General features: G+C 60.5%; 22 protein-coding genes. 5 read left to right on the forward strand and 17 right to left on the reverse strand.

Annotated elements, in window-relative coordinates:
- Positions 1-2 precede the first annotated feature (2 nt).
- From ABI_RS22880 to ABI_RS22925, 10 genes are all read right to left on the reverse strand, one after another.
- Complete coding sequence (locus tag ABI_RS22880) at positions 3-1,115, reverse strand: ABC transporter ATP-binding protein (protein ID WP_006275456.1); 1,113 nt, start codon at positions 1,113-1,115, stop codon at positions 3-5.
- The gene (locus ABI_RS22885; RefSeq protein ID WP_006275457.1) at positions 1,112-1,987 is read right to left on the reverse strand and encodes an ABC transporter permease; all 876 of its coding nucleotides are present in this window, start codon (positions 1,985-1,987) and stop codon (positions 1,112-1,114) included. The genes ABI_RS22880 and ABI_RS22885 overlap by 4 nt, the downstream gene beginning before the upstream one ends.
- Positions 1,984-2,919, reverse strand: a complete 936-nt coding sequence (locus ABI_RS22890) for an ABC transporter permease (RefSeq protein WP_006275458.1) — start codon at positions 2,917-2,919, stop codon at positions 1,984-1,986. Before ABI_RS22890 ends, ABI_RS22885 begins: the two co-directional genes overlap by 4 nt.
- Positions 2,920-2,940: 21 nt before the next feature.
- Entirely contained in the window at positions 2,941-4,062 is a 1,122-nt protein-coding gene (locus ABI_RS22895) for an ABC transporter substrate-binding protein (protein ID WP_006275459.1), read from the reverse strand.
- 135 nt (positions 4,063-4,197) lie between these two features.
- Positions 4,198-5,571, reverse strand: coding sequence for a glutamine synthetase family protein (locus tag ABI_RS22900; protein WP_006275460.1), 1,374 nt, complete (start codon positions 5,569-5,571; stop codon positions 4,198-4,200).
- A 112-nt stretch (positions 5,572-5,683) separates the two neighbouring features.
- A complete protein-coding gene (locus ABI_RS22905) occupies positions 5,684-7,015 on the reverse strand; it encodes an aspartate aminotransferase family protein (protein ID WP_006275461.1) in 1,332 nt (443 codons plus the stop codon).
- A complete protein-coding gene (locus ABI_RS22910; RefSeq protein ID WP_040310008.1) occupies positions 7,012-8,454 on the reverse strand; it encodes an NAD-dependent succinate-semialdehyde dehydrogenase in 1,443 nt (480 codons plus the stop codon). Before ABI_RS22910 ends, ABI_RS22905 begins: the two co-directional genes overlap by 4 nt.
- Positions 8,455-8,457: 3 nt before the next feature.
- Complete coding sequence (locus tag ABI_RS22915) at positions 8,458-9,978, reverse strand: aldehyde dehydrogenase (RefSeq protein WP_006275463.1); 1,521 nt, start codon at positions 9,976-9,978, stop codon at positions 8,458-8,460.
- 79 nt (positions 9,979-10,057) lie between these two features.
- Positions 10,058-10,486, reverse strand: coding sequence for a hypothetical protein (locus ABI_RS22920; protein WP_050808412.1), 429 nt, complete (start codon positions 10,484-10,486; stop codon positions 10,058-10,060).
- Positions 10,483-11,190 carry a GntR family transcriptional regulator gene (locus ABI_RS22925; RefSeq protein ID WP_006275465.1) on the reverse strand — a complete coding sequence of 236 codons (708 nt, stop codon included), beginning with the start codon at positions 11,188-11,190 and terminating at the stop codon, positions 10,483-10,485. The genes ABI_RS22920 and ABI_RS22925 overlap by 4 nt, the downstream gene beginning before the upstream one ends.
- 77 nt (positions 11,191-11,267) lie before the next feature.
- Here ABI_RS22925 and aptA point away from each other — a divergent pair, with 77 nt between their 5' ends.
- Complete coding sequence (aptA, locus tag ABI_RS22930) at positions 11,268-12,578, forward strand: omega-aminotransferase AptA (protein WP_006275466.1); 1,311 nt, start codon at positions 11,268-11,270, stop codon at positions 12,576-12,578.
- Positions 12,579-12,618: 40 nt separating this feature from the next.
- Here the strand turns inward: aptA and ABI_RS24075 are convergent, their stop codons facing one another.
- The gene (locus tag ABI_RS24075) at positions 12,619-13,857 is read right to left on the reverse strand and encodes a helix-turn-helix domain-containing protein (RefSeq protein ID WP_006275467.1); all 1,239 of its coding nucleotides are present in this window, start codon (positions 13,855-13,857) and stop codon (positions 12,619-12,621) included.
- 194 nt (positions 13,858-14,051) lie between these two features.
- On the opposite strand from ABI_RS24075, the gene ABI_RS22940 reads away from it, so the two are divergent.
- Positions 14,052-14,732 carry a DUF2306 domain-containing protein gene (locus tag ABI_RS22940; RefSeq protein WP_157139089.1) on the forward strand — a complete coding sequence of 227 codons (681 nt, stop codon included), beginning with the start codon at positions 14,052-14,054 and terminating at the stop codon, positions 14,730-14,732.
- Positions 14,733-14,803: 71 nt separating this feature from the next.
- Entirely contained in the window at positions 14,804-15,391 is a 588-nt protein-coding gene (locus ABI_RS22945; RefSeq protein ID WP_157139090.1) for a hypothetical protein, read from the forward strand.
- 52 nt (positions 15,392-15,443) lie between these two features.
- On the opposite strand, the gene ABI_RS22950 is transcribed toward ABI_RS22945, so the two are convergent.
- A complete protein-coding gene (locus ABI_RS22950) occupies positions 15,444-15,722 on the reverse strand; it encodes a hypothetical protein (protein WP_006275470.1) in 279 nt (92 codons plus the stop codon).
- 100 nt (positions 15,723-15,822) lie between these two features.
- Here ABI_RS22950 and ABI_RS22955 point away from each other — a divergent pair, with 100 nt between their 5' ends.
- A complete protein-coding gene (locus ABI_RS22955) occupies positions 15,823-16,401 on the forward strand; it encodes a hypothetical protein (protein WP_006275471.1) in 579 nt (192 codons plus the stop codon).
- A gap of 218 nt (positions 16,402-16,619) precedes the next feature.
- On the opposite strand, the gene ABI_RS22960 is transcribed toward ABI_RS22955, so the two are convergent.
- From ABI_RS22960 to ABI_RS22970, 3 genes are all read right to left on the reverse strand, one after another.
- On the reverse strand, positions 16,620-16,820 hold the full coding sequence (locus tag ABI_RS22960; protein ID WP_006275472.1) for a DUF3126 family protein: 201 nt from the start codon (positions 16,818-16,820) through the stop codon (positions 16,620-16,622).
- A 199-nt stretch (positions 16,821-17,019) separates the two neighbouring features.
- Positions 17,020-17,847: a serine O-acetyltransferase gene (cysE, locus tag ABI_RS22965; RefSeq protein WP_006275473.1), complete on the reverse strand. Its 828-nt coding sequence runs from the start codon at positions 17,845-17,847 to the stop codon at positions 17,020-17,022.
- A 4-nt stretch (positions 17,848-17,851) separates the two neighbouring features.
- On the reverse strand, positions 17,852-18,475 hold the full coding sequence (locus tag ABI_RS22970; RefSeq protein ID WP_006275474.1) for an NUDIX domain-containing protein: 624 nt from the start codon (positions 18,473-18,475) through the stop codon (positions 17,852-17,854).
- 179 nt (positions 18,476-18,654) lie between these two features.
- Here ABI_RS22970 and ABI_RS22975 point away from each other — a divergent pair, with 179 nt between their 5' ends.
- Positions 18,655-19,296: a nitroreductase family protein gene (locus ABI_RS22975; protein WP_006275475.1), complete on the forward strand. Its 642-nt coding sequence runs from the start codon at positions 18,655-18,657 to the stop codon at positions 19,294-19,296.
- 134 nt (positions 19,297-19,430) lie between these two features.
- On the opposite strand, the gene ABI_RS22980 is transcribed toward ABI_RS22975, so the two are convergent.
- Complete coding sequence (locus ABI_RS22980) at positions 19,431-19,871, reverse strand: hypothetical protein (RefSeq protein WP_006275476.1); 441 nt, start codon at positions 19,869-19,871, stop codon at positions 19,431-19,433.
- Positions 19,868-20,329 (reverse strand): preQ(1) synthase, encoded by a 462-nt coding sequence (gene queF / locus ABI_RS22985; RefSeq protein ID WP_006275477.1) that lies wholly within the window; start codon positions 20,327-20,329, stop codon positions 19,868-19,870. Before queF ends, ABI_RS22980 begins: the two co-directional genes overlap by 4 nt.
- Positions 20,330-20,338: the final 9 nt, after the last annotated feature.

The raw sequence follows: 20,338 nt of genomic DNA on the forward strand, positions 1-20,338 counted from the left end.
CATCAGCTCAGAAGCACAGCCGGGGAGCAAGCATGGAAGCTGAGCCACACCTTTTCATCCCAGGTAAAATCCTCCTGATCCCAGCGCGTCAGGTTCGGCCGCACCACCTTGACCAGGCTGCCGCCATTGATCTCGACCTCGAAAATGGTCTCGCTCCCGAGATAGACCAGGTGCTTCACCACACCCGCAATGACGTTGTAACCCTCGGGCGCGTCCTCAACCTTGGGAGGCTTGTCGGTCCGCTTGTGCATCTCGATCTTTTCCGGCCGCACGGCCGCCCAGACCGTGGTGCCGGTGGCGCCGGTGACGCCGTGGTCGAGATAGATCGGCCCGACGTCCTTGGTATTGATGATGGCATGATCGGGCTCATCGACGTCCAGCGTGCCCTCGAACATGTTCACACTGCCGATGAAGTCTGCGACGAAGCGCGAATTGGGGAATTCGTACAAATCAGACGGGCTGGCCACCTGCTGCAGCAGCCCGCGGTTCATGACGGCGCACCGCGTCGCCATGGCCAGGGCTTCGTCCTGGTCGTGGGTCACCATGATAAAAGTGATGCCAACCTTTTCCTGCAAGGTGGTCAGTTCGGTGCGCATCTGGTCGCGCAGCTTGGCGTCCAGGGCCGATAGGGGTTCGTCCAGCAACAGCACGCGCGGCTTCTTGACCAGGGCGCGCGCCAGAGCAACACGCTGGCGTTGCCCGCCCGACATCTGATCCGGTTTGCGCGGGCCAAAACCGCCCAACTTGACCAGTTCAAGAGCCTCTTCGGCGCGGCGGCGGCGTTCGTCGCCAGGCACACCGTCCATCTTCAAGCCGTACGCAACATTGTCCAACACGGTCATATGCGGAAAGACAGCGTAGGACTGGAACACCATATTGACCGGACGCAGGTTGGGCGCCGTGGTCGACATGTCCTTGCCGTCGATCATGACCCGGCCTTCGGTTGGCATCTCGAACCCGGCCAGCATGCGCAAAAGCGTCGTCTTGCCGCAGCCTGACGGCCCCAACAGCGAAAAGAACTCTCCCTCGTTGATGGTCAGCGAGACATTGTCGACCGCCGACACCTTGCCGAAGCGTTTGGAGACATTCTCGAATTGAATAATCGGTTTTGTCACTTTTTCTCTCCGGCGCCGCCATCATGGCCGGCGGTCAGGGCGCTGGACCCCTGGAATTTGAGGGCAAGGAAGGTCAGCAGGACGGTGACGACGATCAGTATGGTCGAAGCGGCATTGACCTCCGGCGTCACCGAGAAACGCACCATCGAATAGACCTTGACCGGGAAGGTTACCGTATCCGGTCCTGCTGTGAAGAAGGTGATGACGAAATCGTCCAGCGACAGAGTGAATGCCAGCAAAGCGCCGGCGATCAACGACGGCTGGATATGGGGGATAACAACATCCATCAGGGCGCGGAAATCCGACGCCCCGAGGTCCTTGGCGGCCTCCTCGAGCTCCCGGTTGAAGCTGCCCAGGCGGGCACGGACAACGACGGCGACGAAGGGAAAGCTGAACGAGACGTGGGCGATAATAATGGCCCCCAGGTTCAATGGCCACGGCAAACCCTGCGGCCATGGCAACACCTTAGCGAAGAAGACCAGCATGCCGACACCGAGGCAAATTTCGGGTACCACGATCGGCACTGCCATGGTGCCATCGAACAGGGTCTTGCCGCCGAAACGGAAGCGCCACAGCACGATCGCCGCCATGGCGCCGACGACCAGCGAAATAAGGGTCGAGAAGAAGGCAATAGTCAGCGAATTCATGAAGGCGATGATCAGGCTCTCATTCTGGAAAGCCTGTTTGTAGTATTTCAGCGAAAAACCGCTCCACTGTGTGATGCTGCGGTCGTCGTTGAAGCTGAACAGCATCATTGTCAGAAGCGGCGCATACAGGAATATGGCGACTACGACCAAAGAGAGCTGGATCGGCCACCGGCGCAGATATTCCAGCGGCGCGGGTGGAAGTTTGCGGGACGGCGACTGGCTCATGCCCGCCCCCCTTGAGACCTGGCCTGCGACCGAGCCTGGAAGACGCCTTGCAAAGCAATGGCGATGAAGGTGAGATAGACCAGGATGAAACTGAGCGCCGCGCCGAACGGCCAGTTATTGGCGCGTTTGAACTGCGACTCGATGACATTGGCGATCATCTGCGACTCCGGCCCGCCCAGCATATCCGGCGTGAGATACGAACCCAGGGCCGGGATGAAGGTTATGAGGATACCCGAAGCAATCCCAGCCCCGGCCATCGGCACTACGACGTTGAACATGGTGCGGACGTGACCCGCGCCCAGGTCCAGCGACGCCTCCAGCAGTGAGCGGTCGAGACGGTCAAGCGCCGAATACAGCGGCAGGATCATGAACGGCAGATTGACGAAGACCAGGCCGAAGACAACGGCGAAGTTGTTATTGAGAAGCGGCAACGGATCGAAGGCACCCAGCGCACCTCCGCTTACGCTGTTGATCCCGTTGTGCACGCTCTCCAGCCCCATATTGACGAAGCCCTTGGTTCGCAGGACCGCAATCAGGGCGTAGGTCCGCACCAGCAGGTTGGTCCAGAACGGCAGCATGACCATCAAAAGCAGCCACGGCTTCCATCGTTCCGGTGCGAAGGTGATGGCCAATGCGACGGGAAAACCCAGCACCAGACAGATGAAGGTCGTCAGCCCGGCAAACCAGAAGGACTTGAGGAACAGATTGACGTAAAGAGCGTCGCTGAAGTCGAGCCACCTAAGGCCCTTGAAGATCTTGCCGTAGTTCGACCACGTGCCGGTAAAGGCGACATCGACCAAGCCCTGGTTTTCACCGAAACTGTACAGCCAGACGATGCTGAGAGGCGCGACGAAGAAGATGACCAGCCAGAATAGCGGGGCGCTCAGGAGGGTGAAAAAGAGCCCTTTTGCCTGGCGCCATGACTGTTCCATCTGAGTCGCCTCTCTCTTTGCTTACGCTTCTTCTTCGGCCGGCATGCCGGCAGCGGCCCGCACGCGGGTGATCAGTTCTTCCATCTTCTGGGCCTGTTCGGCGCCTTTGAAGGCAGCATATTCGCATTTTGCCAGGATATCAGCGGGCGGGAAGATAATAGGATTGTTCTTGTAGTCGTCTGGCATCAGTGCCTTGGCCGCCAGGTTCGGCGTCCCGTACTTGATCTGGGTCGCGATCTTGGCGCCGGCTTCGGCGTCCAGAAGGTAGTTGATGAAGGCGTGAGCCTCATCGGGGTTCGGCGCATCAGCCGGAATCGCCAGGGTGTCCGAATTGAACTGCGAGCCTTCGACCGGCACGACGAAATCGAAATTGGGCTTCTTGGCCTTAAGTTGCGCAAGGTCGCCATTGTATTCGATAACAATATCGACCTCTTCGTCCTCCAGAAGAAGTTGGCCGTCGTCATTGTGGAACTTCAGGATATTGCCTGCCTTAACCTGCTTGGTCAGCACAGCCTCGACCTCGGCCAGGACCTTGTCGTCGATGGCATTGACGCTGTAGCCGAGATACTTGGCGCACAGGCGGACCAGATCGCCGGATTCCGACAGCCAGGCGATTTTCTTCTTGTAGGCGTCCGAAGCGAACACCCACTTCCATGAATTCGGGATCTGGCCGTCCTTGATCTTCGCGCTGTTGTAGCCGATGCCCAGCAGCAGCCAGGTATAGGGCATGGAAAACTTGCGCCCCGGATCGTAATCGGGGTTGAGGAAGGAGGGATCGATGTTCTTGATATTTGGGATCTTGGTGTGATCCAGCGCCTTCAACAGGTTCGCCTGACTCAGGCGGCTGACGAAGTCGTTCGATGGCACGATAACATCGTAGCCGGAATTACCCTGTTTGATCTTGGCGAACAGTTCGTCATTGCTGGCGAACAGGCTCATATTGACTTCGACGCCGTTGGCTGCCTTGAAGTCATCCAGAGTCGTCGGCCCGATATAGGTATCCCAGTTGTAGAAGTTGATCTTTTTCCCGGCCGGCTTTTGCGCATCGCACCCTGCCAGCCCAGTGAAGCTGATACCCACCGCAGCGGCGCCCGTGGCGGCCAGGATGGAACGACGTGACATAATCGAACGATTGGCACTCATGGACCTGTCTCCTTGTGAAGCTGCAGCCGAAATCCGCCTAAGACGATACGCCAGAGGAATACGGGATTAACAACCTGTCAATCCCCAAATGTGATCACAACACGGACGAAACGTATTTTCTCGCAATTGCGTGCTTTATGCGTTGCGCAGATACCAGTCGTAATCCAGCGACGTAATCTCTTCGTAGAAGCGCGCTTGCTCGGTGCGCTTGACCTTGACGTACATGTCGACGAAGCGGTCGCCGAGATAGTCGCGCAGAACTGCGGACTTGTCGAGATAGTCGACAGCGGCGAACCAGTTGGTCGGCAAGGTCGCCCCGGTTTCCGCCGCGACGGCATAGCCGTTGCCGACCACGGCCGGGCCGGGATCAGTCTTATGCGAAATGCCGTAATGGGCGCAGGCCAGGATAGCGGCCAGGACCAGATAGGGATTGCCATCGGCGCCAGCGACACGGTGCTCGACGTGTCGCGTATGGGCCGGCCCGGCGGTGACGCGCAATGACACGGTACGATTATTCACCCCCCAGGTCAGGCCGACCGGGGCATAGGAATTGGCCTTGAAACGCTTGTAGCTGTTGGCACCGGGCGCCAAAATACCCATCACGTCGGCCAGGTGATCCTTCATGCCGCCGATCATGTTCAGCAACAGCGGCGATCCTTGCGGATCGGCGTCAGCGCACAGGTTTTTTCCGTCCTTGTCGGCAACACTGATATGGACGTGGAAGCCCGAACCGGCGCGGTCGGCCCAGGGCTTGGCCATAAAGGTCGCTTCGATACCCAGCGACAGAGCTACACCCTTGGCCAGGCGCTTGTACATCACCGCGTCGTCTGCAGCGCGCAGGGCATCTGGTTTGTGTTTCAAGGTCAGTTCGACCTGGCCCGGCGCGAATTCGGAAATGGCGCCTTCCAGCGGAATGTTCTGGATGTCGGCGGTTTCCCAAAGCTGCCGGAAGAAATCACCGTGGGCTTCGATCTCGGGCAGGCCGTAAACCTGGATGCCCTTCGGGGTCTCTCCCGTCGTAAAGCTGGTCGCCGGCAACAGTTCCCCGTCATGGCCGCGCTCGATATCGACGAGATAATATTCCAGTTCGCACGCTACCACCGGGGTCAGGCCGTCGGCTGCGTATCGGTCCAGCACCCTTTGCAGCACATGACGCGGATCGAGGTCGTTGGGCGTGCCGTCCAGTTCGTACAGCGACAACATGACCTGACCGACATCGTGACCCAACCACGGCGCCGGCACCAGGGTGCCCGGAACCGGCCGTGCCACGCGATCGGCGTCACCGTCTTCCCAGACCAACCCGGTGTCCTCACAATCGGCGCCCAGGGTGTCGACCACCAGGATCGAGCCTGGCAGGAAGCGGCCATATTCGTAGATCGGCAACAGTTCATGGCGGCGCAGGCGCTTGCCCCGCGGCACGCCGGTCATCGAGGTGAACAGGATCTCGAAATAGACGATGTGCGGGTGGGCATCGAGGAAGGCCTTAGCCTCTTCAACGGTAGCGACCATGGGGTGCGGTGGAAAATGCGGTGCTTGACTCATCGCGAGCCTCCTTTTTTGGTGTGCGCTAACGCTTCGCTCCTTGAGCGCAAGGTAGCGACCATGGGGTGCGGTGGCAGGCTCATGAGAATTCCCTGTAATGGTGCCCAAAGGCGTCGACGGCGTCGACCAGCCGGTCGATAGCCTGAGTCTGCGTTTGCGGCGAGATGAGCATCATATTGTGGAACGGCGCAATCAAAACGCCGCGGTTGATCAGAAACAGATGAAAAGCGTCCAGCAGGTCGTGGTCGAGGAAGCGGCGCATGTCCTGGGCATTGCGCGGCCGCTCCGGTGCAAAGACCAGCTCGACCCGGGCGCCGACATGAACCGTGCACCACGGCAGGTCAGCAGTCACGCGATCAAGGCCGGCAACAAGATACTCAGCTCCGGAAAGCATGCGATCATAGGCCGGCTGGGTGGCGATCTGCGTCAGCACCGTATGGATCGCGCGCATGACCAAGGCATTGCCGGACAGGGTCGTGCCGATCCCCGACTGTCCGGGACCAATCCGCGCCTGGGCCTCGTCCATGCGGGCCGCAACCTCAGACGTCACACCCCAGACAGCCGCGGGAATCCCCCCGGCGATGGCCTTGCCGACGACAAACATATCAGGCTTGAGGCCATTCGCGATACAATAGCCGCCCGGCGCCGACGAGAGGGTATGGGTCTCATCCATCACCAACAACGCACCGCGCCGCGTGCAAAGATCACGAAGAGCCTCCAGATATCCGGCGTCGGGCCGGATCATGCCGCAGTTGGTCATGACCGGCTCAGCCAGGACGGCAGCGATATCGCCTGTCGCGAGAGCCGCTTCCAGTGCCGGCAGATCGTTGAAAGGGACAACCGTCGTCGTCCTTGTCTGGTCGTGGACCTGGCCGATCAGGCCCGCCTTGTTGGACGGCACGCCGTCATAGAGGGCAACAAAACAGTCTTCGACCATGCCATGATAACAGCCGTCAAAGACCAGGATCCGGTCGCGCCCGGTGATCGCGCGCGCCCAGCGGATCACCGCCCTATTGGCGTCCGATGCCGTCGTCGCCACCTGCCACTGGTCCATGGCAAAGCGTTCGCGCAACAAATCGCCAACCACATTGGTCAGCGGCATGGGCAGCATATAGCCGACCCCCCGCCCTGCTTGGTCGGCGATGGCGTCTGTAAGTTCCGCCCTCGCATGGCCAAACATGGACGGCGTATCGCCAAGGCAGAAATCGTCGTAGGTGACGCCATCGACATCGGTCAGGGTGGCGCCGGAAGCAGACTTCACAAATATCGGAAACGGTGACGCCCAGTCGCGCATCCAGTGCATAGGCACGCCCCCGCGCCACGCCGAAGCCTGTTCAGACAAGGCTTTCGACAGCGAATGCGCCGACGCGAACACTTCGCGTTGTTGCGAAATGAAGTCCTGTAAGGTCAAATGTCCCCCAACCCACCGTAGGAGATGTATTTGATGTTGAGGTATTCCTCCATGCCTTCAATGGCGCCTTCGCGGCCAATGCCGGATTCCTTGACACCGCCGAACGGCGTAACCTCGGTCGAGATAATCCCGTCGTTCATGCCGACCATGCCGTACTCCAGATGCGCCGCCACGCGCATGGCGCGGCCGATATCGCGGGTATAGGCATAGGCGGCCAGACCGAACGGCGTGTCGTTGGCCAGGCGGATCGCTTCGTCTTCGGTGTCGAACTTGAAGAGCGGCGCGACGGGGCCGAAGATCTCGACGTCGAAAATCTCCATGTCGCGCGTCACACCGGTTAGAACGCTTCCCTCATAGAACAGGTCGTGCGCCTTGCCGCCGGTCTCGACCTTGGCGCCCTTGGCGACGGCACCGTCTACCAGGTGCTGCACCTTGTCGATGGCCTTCTGGTTGATCAGCGGCCCCAAGGTCGCATCGTCCTGCCAGCCAGGTTCCAGCTTCATCGCCTTGACCTTATCGACCAGAGCCGCCGCAAACCGGTCATAGATGCCGGCCTGGACCAGGATACGGTTGGCGCAGACGCAGGTCTGGCCGGAATTGCGGTACTTCGACGCCAGTACGCCTTCGATCGCGGCATCGATATCGGCGTCGTCGAACACCAGGAATGGCGCATTGCCGCCCAGTTCCATCGACACCTTTTTCATGGTCGGCGCACAGGCGGCATAAAGCAGCTTGCCGACCGGAGTCGAACCGGTAAAGCTCAGCTTTTTGATCCTCGGGTCCGACGTCATGACCTCCCCGACTTCCTTGGCCTTGACCGAGGTGATCATCGAAATTACGCCATCCGGGATGCCAGCCTGCTTCGCCAGCAAAAACAGAGCCAGGGCCGACAACGGTGTCTCTTCCGACGGCTTGATCACGACGGTACAACCCGCCGCCAGGGCCGGCGCCACCTTGCGCGTGATCATTGAAATCGGGAAGTTCCACGGCGTGATCGCGGCACAGACCCCGACCGGCTGACGGATGGTCTGCAGGTGCTTGCCCGGCAGGGTCGCCGGAATGGTGCGGCCATAGGCGCGCTTGGCCTCTTCGGCAAACCATTCGATGAAGGACGCGCCATAGGCAACTTCCCCGCGCGTCTCCTTCAGCACCCTGCCCTGCTCCAGGGTGACCAGAAGCGCCAGTTCCTCCTGATGCGCCAAAACCAGACTGTTCCAGTTTTTGAGAAGGATTGAGCGTTGCTTGGCAGGCTGGCGCGACCACGCCGCAAAGGCCGCATCGGCTGCCGCGACCGCGGCGCGGGTTTCGTCGGCGCCGTGGGCCTGAACATAGCACAGTGGCTTGCCGGTCGCCGGGTTGAGCACGGCGAACCGATCGGGCGCCTGCTCCATAAAGATGAGATCGCCCAAAAGCGCGCGGTGTTTGTCAGTGAGTTGCATAGATCAGGCCTTGAAACTGATGCTGACCGCCTTGAGGTCGGCATATTTGTACAGCGCATGTAGCGACCGGTCGCGGCCGAAGCCCGACTGCTTCACGCCTCCGAACGGTGAGGTGATGTCGCAGGCGTCCCAGCCATTGACCCAGACCAGACCGGCCTTCAGCGCACTGGCCGCCCGCATGGCCCTGTTGATATTTGCGGTCCATACCCCCGACGCCAGCCCGAAGACGGTATCATTGGCGATTTTCAGTGCCTCGGCTTCGTCCTTGAAACTCAGGACCGAGAGAACCGGGCCGAACACCTCTTCCTGGGCCAGAACATTCTGTGGCGTAATGCCATCGATCAGCGAAGGTTCGACATAGAAGCCGCCGCTGTCGGCGTGAATCTGCTGACCGCCCATGATCAGACGGCCGCCTTCGGCCTGACCGCGCTCGATATATTCCAACGCCGTATGCATCTGCCGCGACGAGATCATGGCGCCGAATTGTGTTTTGGAATCAAAGGGATCGCCGACGCGGATCGATTTGGCGACGGCGGCGACTTTGGCCACGAAGTCATCCTTGATGCTCTCTTCGACCAGCAGACGCGACGCGGCCGTACAGACCTGACCCTGGTTGTAGAAGACGCCCCAGGCGGCATTGGCGGCGGCGGTATCGAGGTCATCACAATCGGCAAAGACGATCTGGGGCGACTTGCCGCCCAGTTCCAGCGACACGCGCTTCAGATTGCTGTCGGCCGAAGCCCGCATCAGGGTCCGCCCCACCGGCCCGGAACCGGTAAAGGTGATCATATCGACGTCCATATGTAGCGCCAGGGCCTGGCCGGCTTCGTGGCCCAGGCCGGTGACAACATTCCAAACGCCAGGCGGCACGCCGGCTTCCAAAGCGAGTTGCGCCGTATAGAGAGCCGTCATTGACGACAGTTCCGCCGGTTTCAGTACCACGCTGTTGCCCATGGCCAGGGCCGGTGCCACCTTCCACATCGCCATGTGCAACGGGAAGTTCCACGGCACGATGGCGCCAATCACCCCTAAGGGCTCATGGACGACGTAGGACAGGCGGTCGCCCGGTGTCGGCGCGACTTCGCCATAGATCTTGTCGATGGCTTCGGCGTAGTAGCGCGTGCTCTGGATCGCCAGAGGAATATCGACATTGCGCGCGTCGGAAATAGGTTTGCCGGTGTCGAGGCTTTCCAGCAGGGCCAGGTTTTCGGCGTGTTCCGCCATCAGGTCGGCCAGACGGTGCAAGATCTTCTTCTTGGCCTTGGGCGCCAGCTTGCGCCAGCGTCCATCCTCGAAAGCTGTACGGGCCGAGGCCACAGCTCGGTCGACATCGGCGCCATCGCAGGCGGCAATGCGGTTGATCAGGGTGCCGTCGCGCGACGACCGGTTGTCGAAGGTCCGGCCCGACGCCGAAGCCACTTCCTGGCCTTCAATCAGAGCCTTGTCAGGCTTGGCGATAGTGGCAACGGCCGCCAGGACACCGTCCAGCGAATCAACAGAGGTTTGCGGCGCGGAAACGGGCATGGCGAAATCCTTGGCTTGTGATCACACTTTACACACTGTGGACCCCGGCAAAGTCAAGCCGCACACGCTGGATTTGCGTTCACAGCTTGGTCAAATCTGGCGCCGGCTCTCCTTTTGCACGGGCAGCGGCTGTCAGGCGTACCCATTCGTGTTCGTCAGATGACAGACGCTCCAGCATCTCTACGGGCGCACTGGGGCTGCGGGCCATATCGAGCCGGATATAGGGATCAGGGTCGCGAGAGAACACCTCAATCAAATCTGGCGTCCTGTGAGTTAACCGCTTCGAAGCAACGCGAGCGCGGACGCGACGGTCAGGGTCGCATGCCAGAATACGCAAAATCTCGGCCGGTACGGTTCTATTATGAGCCACCCATTCTCGCATGTCTGGATAATCACGGATAACATCGAGCCAAACTTCGATCGTCGCCGGTTCGACATGAGCACGTTCGTAGTCTTCCTGCTTGTCGGACGTGCGAAGCCTGACGAATTCGGCCGCCGTCGCGATCACTTGGCCCGCCGGCGCTTGGGTTCCGGTTCAGCGCGCGAACGAATAACGTCCAGCATCATCTCCATGCCTTCGCGAACATCCGACTGCATGGAGGCGCGAACGGCCTCCGGATCACCGCTTTCGAAGGCGGCGATCATGTCCTGGTGATGGTCCTTGGGCAGTTGCACCGTCCCCAGACGGCCGAAGACAACCCGCATGAACGGTCCGACCTGCAGCCACAGGGTCCGTGCCAGGTCATAAAACAGGTCGGCATCGGCCTGGGCATAGATGCAGAAATGGAAATCCTGGTTGGCTTGCATATAGCCGCCGACATCGCCGCTCGACAAAGCCTTCATCAGCTTAGCGTCGTCGTCTCTCAGCCGGCGGATCGCATCCTTGGTCATGCGCGGCGTCGCCAGGGCAGCCAGTTCGGGTTCAACCCATTCGCGCGCCTTCGTCAATTGCAGGACTCGCTTTTCGGTCAGGTCCGGCACGCGTAAACGTTTGTTAGACGGCTGTAATTCCAACGCTTTTTCAGCAATCAATCGCCGGACAGCCTCACGCACCGGCATGGGCGACACGCCGAGATTGGCGGCTAAGGTACGCAGTGATACGGGGTTTAGGGGTGGGATCTGCCCCTTGATTAAGGCATCGGCCAGGGCGTCATAGACCTGGTCGTGGACTTTTGCATCCCCGCCCGCTGTGTCCAGACTGACTACGCGCATTTCCTTCGTCCTGCCTCTTGTATCGAACGCGTCGATGTGATCACAATATACGCGCTTTCGCCGATAAGAGAACCACTATGAACGCCCCCGTCCTTGATAATTTCTGGATGCCATTTACGCCGAATAAGGTGTTCAAGGCAAAGCCGAAACTGCTGACCTCGGCCAAAGGCATGTTCTACACCGACGTGGACGGCCGCGAGATTCTAGACGGCGCCTCGGCATTATGGTGCGTCAATGCCGGTCACGGCCGTGACAAGATCACCCAGGCCATCCAGAAGCAGGCGGCGGAGATGGACTTCGCGCCCACCTTCAACATGGCCCACCCTTTGGCCTTTGAGTTCGCCCACGAACTGTCAAAGATGCTGCCCTACGATCTGAAGCGCGTCTTCTACACCAATTCCGGGTCCGAATCGGCCGACACGGCGCTTAAGATCGCCCTCGCCTACCAGCGGGTCCGCGGTCAGGGCGCGCGGACCCGGCTGATCGGGCGTGAGCGCGGCTATCATGGTGTCGGCTTCGGCGGCATCTCGGTCGGCGGGATCGTCCGCAACCGCATGTATTTCGGCAGTCTGCTGACGGGCGTCGACCACCTGCCCCACACCCACGGCGTCGAGGGCAACCTCTTCGCCAAGGGGCAGCCCGAGCACGGCGCCGACCTGGCCGACACCCTGGAGCGGATCGTCACCCTGCACGATGCCAGCACGATCGCGGCGGTCATCGTCGAGCCTGTCGCCGGATCGACGGGGGTGCTGGTGCCGCCCAAGGGCTACCTGCAACGCCTGCGCGCCATCTGCGACAAGCACGATATCCTGTTGATCTTCGACGAAGTCATCACCGGTTTCGGCCGACTGGGGACAGCCTTCGGGGCGGATTATTTCGGCGTGCGGCCTGACATCATGTGCCTGGCCAAGGGCATCACCAATGCCACCGTGCCCATGGGCGCCGTGGCCGTGTCGACGCGGATCTACGACACCTTCATGCAGACGGCCGATACGCCGATCGAGTTCTTCCACGGCTACACCTACTCCGGTCACCCCCTCGCCTGCGCGGCTGGCCTGGCGACCCTTGAAGTTTACCGCGAAGAGGACCTGTTCGCCCGAGCGGCCTCGATGGCGCCCTACTGGGAAGAGGCGATCCATTCGCTGCGGGACGCAAAGCACGTGATCGATATCCGCAACCTGGGCCTGGTCGGCGGGGTCGAGTTGGCTTCCCGGCCGGGTGCTGCGACGGCGCGGGCGTTCGAGGCCTTTGACCGCTGCTTCGACAAGGGTTTGATGATCCGGGTGACGGGCGACATCATCGCTCTGTCGCCGCCGCTGATCCTGGAAAAGACGCATATCGACCGGATCGTCGAGACCCTGCGTGCGGCTTTGGCTGAGGTGGCGTAAGGGGTTCACCACGGAGACGGGCAGCGGTTCGCGGTCGACTCTATTCCACGATGCGCTGATCTGATTGGGGCTCCAGCTTGCGATACTGGTTCGGCGACAGCCCCGTCACCTTCCGGAAGGCCGTGTAGAAGGTTGAGCGGGAATTGAAACCCGACGCGTAGGCGATTTCGAGGATCGATCGTTGATCCGACAGAATCAACGGTTTCGCCGCGGCAATTCGCCATGTGTTGATATAGTCGAAAAACGTCACCCCCAGGGTCTCATTCAGGGTCTGAGACACCAGATTGGGAGCCGCGGCCGTCCGCCGCGACAATTTATCCAGAGACAGGTTCGGATCCATATAAAGCTGTTCATCGCGCATAACCCGCTCCATGCGCTCCGCAATACGCTGGGCATTGTCCGCCGAAAGCGCAGACTTGGCGTATTTTTGACCTAGGTCGACGGGGGTTTGCGGCGCGTCGTCGCTCGCCTGAGGCAGAGGACGGAGTCGTCCGGGTGACAAGCCGAAAGCCGTCAGGAGCATCTCAACGCAGATCGTCAGAAGCAAGACCCACTGAGGTGAAGAGACACTATTTTGGGTCAGGTTATCGCTCAGCAGGGACAGCGCGACGACGCCCCAAAGCAACACAAGCAGACCGATGAGCCCCTCGACCCAGCGCATTTCGAAACCGGCGACATTTGACAACAAATCACGCAGCCGCGCCCGGTACGCCACCAAATGACGCACTATGGACACCAGATAGCCCGCCGACACCACGTTCCACACAAGGATCAACCCGAAGCTTGCCAGGGCGAGAGTTGCCGGAAAGGCTCCGTCCGGCATGACCCCACGCAAAAGCATGGCGCGCCGGTCGTCGTCCGGCAAGGCCCAAAAGCCCGCGGTCACCACCCCACCCAGCGCGGGTAATACAAGATGCCATCGCCCGTCCCCGCCCTTTTTGGCAGATTCGCCTCCGTCATCTGATGTCATGGTGGCCATCTCGAGCACATATCTATGCAGGACGGGAAGAAGAGCGAACAGGACCGGCAGCAGGACCGGGAGATAGAATACGAATCCCGACAGCCAAAGATTGGCCATAAGCGGTGTCGCTGACATGGCCCCCAACAGGGCAAAAACGCCGGCGAGCCACCGGCCCTCCTCGCCGCGCCGGGCTCGAAGGGCGGCAACTGCCCCCGCCAAACTGATACCCAAAGCCATGGCCGCTAGGCTGGTTTGGATGAGCAGATTTTGCGTAACAAGACTGTGGCCCAAGACCAAGGCTGTCGCTGCGTCAGGCATTGCCATCTCTTCGCCCTTGCTTGTGGTGAAACCGGCATCCGGATGATGTCCATGCGCCTACACGTGCCACAGTCCGGGCCGATCGGACAAGACTGCGAACTGTCCGGCCCGTCACGCCCGGACGACGTGGTGAGCGTGAGCTGCGATAGCGAGTTGATACCCAACGCCCCAACACGAGATGGCTGACCTATCCTATGAGCATATTAACAATCATGCATGTTGCGGCCGGCTCTCTGGCCGTAGTCGCGGGCGCTATAGCGCTTGGCGCGCCCAAGGGCCGCCCGGTCCATATTGCCGCCGGACGAGCCTTTGTACTGACGATGGGGCTGTCTTCGTTGCTGGGGGCAGGTCTGGGCCTGATGCTGGCCGACGCGCACTACATCACCTTCCACGCCGGTGTACTGGCCACCTATCTGATTGTCAGCAGTTGGATGGCGGCGCGCAACCGATCGGGAAGCGTGAACGGTATCACCGTCGTTCTCGCCGCGCTCAATGGCGCGAATTGCCTGGCGCTCACTCTGATTGGGGTGGTGGCAACGGCGTCTGGCGCCGCTTTCCTGGGTTATCGCGGGGAGAACTATCTGTTTCTGGCCGGCATGGCAGCTCTTGCGGTTGGTGGAGACGTCAACCTGATCTGGCGCCGAACTCTGTCCGACCGGCATCGCATTGCACGTCACCTGTGGCGCATGTGTTTGAGCTTTTTCATTGCAGCGGGTTCGGCCTTCACCGGTCCAGGGTCCAAGGCGCTTCCGAAAGCGCTTCAGGAGTCCGGCCTGCTGTCCCTGCCCGAACTGATTATCGTTTTGCTGATGGTCTTCTGGCTGGTCCGAACCCTGTGGCAAGGTCGAGCCGCAACGCCGAAGGCCAACCGATGAAGGAACCAGCATTTCTGGCGATCGCGCACCTCTGGGTCGGCTGCATCCGCATCGTAGCCGGCTATATCGCCTTGGCCGCTCCCAAGGGCAAAACCCTCCACAGGGCTGCCGGAACCTGCTTTTTCGTCACGATGATCCTTCTGTGCGCCAGCGGTCTGTGGCTCAGTCTTGCGCGGGATATCCTCTTTACGGTGTATTTGTCGTGGCTGGCTTTTCACGCCGTGGTGACAGGTTGGGCAACCGCGGCTTCGCGCCACAGCTTCGCCCGCGTCATCACCTACCTGTCGCCTCTGTCATCGCTCACCATGATGGCTGGCGCGGTAATCGGCGCCTTTCGGGCGGCGAGTGCCCCGGACGGCATGCTGAATGGTTTGCCTCCCGGAGCCTTCCTGGCTATCGCAGGTATAGCGTGCCTTATCAGTGGACTGGATGGCTTGTTTATCTTCCGGAGCTTCCATCATGGCGCCCGGCGAACCGCACGTCATGGCTGGCGCATGGGCTTTTCGATGTTCCTGGCAAGCGGGATCTTCTTTTTTGGAAATACGCGATTTCTGCCTGAAGCTCTGCACCACCCGGTCTTTCTGGCGACGCCGGTCCTGCTGGTCGTCTGTCTTACCGCCTGGTTCGCCATCCGCGCACGTTTTCAGACGCGAGCCTAATTACCAGAATACCTTTCTGTTGCCTCTGTCCTGATAGCTGCCGACCTCGCGCCTACGCAATCCCAGTCATGCCCTTCATCATGAGCACGGCAATGAAGGCAAAAAACGCCATACAGCCGATCACATTGAACACCTGCGGCTTCAGCACCTTTGGCACCAGCAGCACCCGCGCCAGAACCACGGTCGCGACGAAGCCCAGGGTCAGTTGGCCGATCAGCGGTGCCTTGCCCAGTTGCGTGATCCCGGCCAGCAGAAACATCACCACCATAAGCCAGAACAAACCGGTTGCCACGACTCGCAGCGAGTGCCACATCGCCTTCAAAAACAACACCTTCAACCTCGTTTTTTGGGTTCGGCAAGAGAGCCTTAAACCTATTGTCCTTTTATACAGCCGGCGTCTAGATTTGGATGCGTGATTTCGGAGACCGGGCATGTTCAATCTGTCGCAACAATTCGACGCCCTAAAGCAGTCCCTGGTGGGCTATGTCCTGATGCTGGCGGCCGCCATCATCGGTTTGATCTGGATCAGCTTCGGCATCTACAATTGGGCGACCGCCATACTGGGCCCGGTCTGGGGGCCCCTGGCGATCGGAGCTGCTTTCCTGCTACCGGTTGCCGTCTACGTCCTGATCAAGATCGCCCAGCCCGACGACAAACGCTCAAAGCAACAACGCATGTTCGATGAGGCCTTTGCCGCGTCTCCGGTAGGTTCGCTGTCCAAGATGATCGAGACCATGTCGGTGCATTCGCCCTTCCTGGCCGCCGTTACAGCCATTGTCGGCGGGTTTGTCGCCGCGCGCTTCCCTCAGTTTCTGTCGATCCTGTCCGAGCTTGTCATCGCCGGCGGCGATGAGTTGACCCGCTGGAAGTCCGGCAAGTCCGAGCGCGCCGCTTACAAGACCGCCGAATATGACCGCAAAGCGACACCGCCGCCGCCGCCCGACGTCGAACCGACGCGCAAGCGCCGCGGTAAAAAGGCAGATGCGGACTTCGACATGTACGGAAGTTGAAAGACTGTTCGAGATGCAGTCTTTATGAAAGAAGCGCCGGTTCGTCCGGCGCTTTTTTGATCTTTGAAATCGGTCAGGCTGAGCCGAAAAGGGCTGGTTTCGAGAACCGGAGCGGAGCGTACCGTGCTCAAAGAGCGGAGCGTTAGCACGACTCAATATGCAGTAGGTGAGCACCGGAAGCGCAGAAAACGGCCCTTTGCAGGCCAGCATCACCGATTTTAGAGGTCTTCCTTAAGGATGGCCATTTCGAAGAGGTATGACCCGGCTTCGTCTTCATCGACGTAGACCACACCGACGAATTCCTCGCCGATGAACACCTCGGCCGAATCCTTCTGCTTGCGGGCCTTGATTTCGAGGCCCTTGGTTCCGAACGTCCGTGTGAGATAGTCCTGTACCTTGGTGATTTCAGCAGGGGTCATGTGGTGTGGCTCTCATGATGGCCCGGAGGTCTTGTCCTGGTCCGCCCCCGGCTTATCGGGCGACTAAACCACAAATTCCCCTGGGCAGGGATAAACTTTTCTGTGACAGGAGCCTTAGCGTTCAACGCATTTACGGGCAAATGCTTATCGCGCTTATCCACAAGGCGGGCGTGGATTCGCACGCCCGAACGCAGCGCACTCAGATCGAATAGTCGTAATCGATATCCGGCATGGTGTGGTCCATTTGGCGCGCCGGATCTTCGCAGGTCTTGCAGTTGACCAGCTTGGCGGGCACCCCGGCTGCGGTGCAATGGGCCGGCACGGGCTTCAACACAACAGAGCCGGAGGCGATCTTGGCATAGTCGCCGATCGTGATATTGCCCAGCACATTGGCGCCGGCGCCCAGCAGGACGCCGCGGCCGATCTTGGGGTGACGGTCGCCGCGTTCGGCGCCGGTCCCGCCCAGGGTCACGCCTTGCAGGATCGAGCAGTCGTCGCCGACCACCGCAGTTTCGCCGATGACGATGCCCGTGCCGTGGTCGAGGAAGACACCCTTGCCGATACGGGCAGCCGGGTTGATATCGATCTGGAAGAGCTCCGACACACGGCTTTGCAGGAAGTGCGCCATGGTCGACCGGCCCTGGTTCCACAGCCAGTGCGACACACGATAGATTTGCAGGCTGAGGAAGCCCTTGAAGAACATGAAGGCCTGGAGATAGCCCTTGGCAGCCGGGTCGCGTTCATAGACGGCCTGCAGGTCGGCCATCGCGGCCTCGACCAGCGACGGGTCGGCGGCATAGGCCTTCTGCGCCAACTCGCGCAGGGTCATGCCACGCAGGGTGTCGTCGGCCATTTTGCGGGCGATGTGGTAGGACAGGCTGGACGCCAGGTCGTCGTGCGACAGGATGGTCGAGTGCAGCAAGGAAGCCAGCGCCGGCTCAGCCGCCAACGTATCCTGAGCTTCCTGGCGCAGGTTAAGCCAGATCGGCTTGTCGTCCGGCGTGATGACTTCGAAAACCTGAGCCATAGTATTACCTCAAAACGGCATCCGCCAAATGCGCCGGCAATTCGCCGCTAACCGCCATATGGTGGACCCGTAATACACTTGCAACGGTTAACCCGTCGCGAACCTGCCCCATAATAACAGCTTTGAGCAACTGCGAAAAGGGAACGCGCGCGGCGAACAAATTTTCGGTCTCGTCCGGCTCGACCTCGCCGGGCTTAAGGCCGGTCGCGAGATACAGGACAGCGACCTCGTCCGTCACAGAATTGGACATGTCAAAGCGAAGGATCTCCTGCCAATTGTGCGCCGTATAGCCGGTTTCCTCGCGCAGTTCGCGTTTCGCGCCATCCAGCGTATCTTCACCCTCCGGAACGCCGCCCTCCGGCATTTCCCAGCTAAAGGTGCCGAGCGCAAACCGCGCCTGACCAACCAGGGCGACCGTGCCGTCGTCGAACAACGGCAGGACACCGACCGCGCGATTGGCGAAACGAACGAGGCCGTAGTGGCATTCGCGGCCGGTCGGTGCGATGACATCGTGGCTTTCGATACGTATCCACGGGTTTTCAAACACCACCTGGTGACGCAGACTTTTCCAGGTCGCGCGCTGGGCGGCAGTAGCTTCATCGTCCCACGGCGGGAGAAGGTCGGTCATGACGAGCTTTCAGATGGATGGGAACCGCGAATGAACGCGAATGAACGCAAATAAGAACACGTGGCTTTCGCGAAGGTCAGTCGAAGAATCGTCACTTCAGCAAAAATATTCGCGTTCATTCGCGTTCATTCGCGGTTCCAAACCTATATAGTCGCAGACAGACTCAGCAAGGACTTTCCATGCCCCTAAGCGACCGCTCTCTGGCCCTCCTCGATACGCGCGAACCGGAATTCGGCCAGGCCTTGCCGCAGAAGCCATCTCCCGACGTTCTGGAGGCCCTGTTTTTCCGTCGCAGCGCCCCCGCCCCGACCTTACAGGCGCCGGGACCATCACCGGACGAGATTGACCTGCTGATCCGCATCGGCCTGCGTGTGCCCGACCACGGCAAGATCGGTCCCTGGCGCATCGTACGCTTTACCCCCCAAAGCAAGGGCGCGCTTGTCGAAATACTGACCGCTCTGGCGGCGAAACAACCGGAGCCCGGCAAGGCACTGGCGGCTTTACAAAAGCTGTCCATCCCACCCGAGGCCCTCTTGGTGGTGTCCTCGCCGATCCAGCCGCACAAGATTCCGCTATGGGAACAGCAATTGTCAGCAGCCGCCGTATGTCAGACCCTGCTGATCGCCGCTGGCGCCATGGGTTATGGCGCCAACTGGATCACTGACTGGTACAGCTATGATGGCGAAGCCAAGGCTGTGCTGGGCCTGGCCGCCCATGAAAATGTCGCAGGCTTCATCTACCTCGGTACACCTTCGGAAGCGCCACTGGAACGTGACCGGCCGAGCTACGACGAACGCATAGGTTGGTGGTCGGGGGAATAGGTTCTCTCAGAACAGGCCACACAATTCGGCCGGCGTGGCGGTCTTCTTTTTCCACCGCTGAAAGATTGGCGACGCCAGGCCAGTGGTTGCCAGAACCTCTCCAAAGCTTTTCCATTGCCCCCCGTGTGGCTGCGTCAGAACGCATCGGTCATTTGCGTGTCACGCTGTAGCGCGCGGGCGCGCTCGGACTGCACCCAAAGCCAGGTCACACACCAGGCCGCGGCGATCGCGGCGACACTGCCGCAGGCATAGGCGACGGCGAAGCCCGGCCACTCCGGCAACGGTATAAAAACCAGGACCGGTCCATAGACCGCGTAGAAGACGGCGATAAAGGCGAGATAGCCGCGCAGCGGCAGGAACTGCTTGCGGGACAAGCCCCAGATCTCCGCCAACAGCCAGTACGGCGCCAGGATAAGATGGCCATAGCCCTCGATCAGGCCGAACGGACCGGTGATTTCCAGGGCCTCGGGGCCGGCCGTATACAGCAGAACGGCGGCCACCAGGCCGTTGGCAGCCGCCGGAACCAGGAAGGCGACCGCGGCGCGGGCCGCCATGGTGCGCCAGAGGGCCTTCATCCCCGGCCCCGGTAGGTTGCAACACCGAAATCGGGCACCAAAACGCCCTTGGGCGGTTCAGATGTCTGCCAAAAGACGTCGATCGGAATGCCGCCGCGCGGATACCAGAAGCCACCGATCCGAAGCCACCGCGGCGCCAGCAGGTCGCGCAGGCGCTTCGCGATATGAATCGTGCAGTCCTCATGAAAGGCGCCGTGATTGCGGAAACTGGTCAGGAACAGTTTCAGCGATTTCGATTCAACCAGCCAATCGCCGGGGACATAGTCGATGACCAGATGAGCAAAGTCCGGTTGACCGGTAACCGGGCACAGGGAGGTGAACTCCGGCACAGTAAAGCGCGCGACATAGTCGACATCGGCATGGGGGTTCGGCACGCGTTCCAGCACGGCCCTGGCCGGGTCGTCGACTGGGCGCGCATCTCCACCCAGTTGCGTCAGGTTGTCGGTATAGTGGCTCATGGCTCCCTA

The organism is Asticcacaulis biprosthecium C19 (assembly GCF_000204015.1).
Lineage (GTDB): Bacteria > Pseudomonadota > Alphaproteobacteria > Caulobacterales > Caulobacteraceae > Asticcacaulis > Asticcacaulis biprosthecius.

Coding starts and splice junctions, on each gene's coding strand:
- ABI_RS22915 (WP_006275463.1), bottom strand. CDS start 9,978: ATGCCCGTTTCCGCGCCGCAAACCTCTGTTGATTCGCTGGACGGTGTC.
- ABI_RS22890 (WP_006275458.1), bottom strand. CDS start 2,919: ATGGAACAGTCATGGCGCCAGGCAAAAGGGCTCTTTTTCACCCTCCTG.
- ABI_RS22900 (WP_006275460.1), bottom strand. CDS start 5,571: ATGGTCGCTACCGTTGAAGAGGCTAAGGCCTTCCTCGATGCCCACCCG.
- ABI_RS22895 (WP_006275459.1), bottom strand. CDS start 4,062: ATGAGTGCCAATCGTTCGATTATGTCACGTCGTTCCATCCTGGCCGCC.
- queF (WP_006275477.1), bottom strand. CDS start 20,329: ATGAGCCACTATACCGACAACCTGACGCAACTGGGTGGAGATGCGCGC.
- ABI_RS22980 (WP_006275476.1), bottom strand. CDS start 19,871: ATGAAGGCCCTCTGGCGCACCATGGCGGCCCGCGCCGCGGTCGCCTTC.
- ABI_RS22925 (WP_006275465.1), bottom strand. CDS start 11,190: ATGCGCGTAGTCAGTCTGGACACAGCGGGCGGGGATGCAAAAGTCCAC.
- ABI_RS22940 (WP_157139089.1), top strand. CDS start 14,052: ATGAGCATATTAACAATCATGCATGTTGCGGCCGGCTCTCTGGCCGTA.
- ABI_RS22885 (WP_006275457.1), bottom strand. CDS start 1,987: ATGAGCCAGTCGCCGTCCCGCAAACTTCCACCCGCGCCGCTGGAATAT.
- ABI_RS22910 (WP_040310008.1), bottom strand. CDS start 8,454: ATGCAACTCACTGACAAACACCGCGCGCTTTTGGGCGATCTCATCTTT.
- ABI_RS22970 (WP_006275474.1), bottom strand. CDS start 18,475: ATGACCGACCTTCTCCCGCCGTGGGACGATGAAGCTACTGCCGCCCAG.
- ABI_RS24075 (WP_006275467.1), bottom strand. CDS start 13,857: ATGCCTGACGCAGCGACAGCCTTGGTCTTGGGCCACAGTCTTGTTACG.
- ABI_RS22975 (WP_006275475.1), top strand. CDS start 18,655: ATGCCCCTAAGCGACCGCTCTCTGGCCCTCCTCGATACGCGCGAACCG.
- cysE (WP_006275473.1), bottom strand. CDS start 17,847: ATGGCTCAGGTTTTCGAAGTCATCACGCCGGACGACAAGCCGATCTGG.
- ABI_RS22955 (WP_006275471.1), top strand. CDS start 15,823: ATGTTCAATCTGTCGCAACAATTCGACGCCCTAAAGCAGTCCCTGGTG.
- aptA (WP_006275466.1), top strand. CDS start 11,268: ATGAACGCCCCCGTCCTTGATAATTTCTGGATGCCATTTACGCCGAAT.
- ABI_RS22960 (WP_006275472.1), bottom strand. CDS start 16,820: ATGACCCCTGCTGAAATCACCAAGGTACAGGACTATCTCACACGGACG.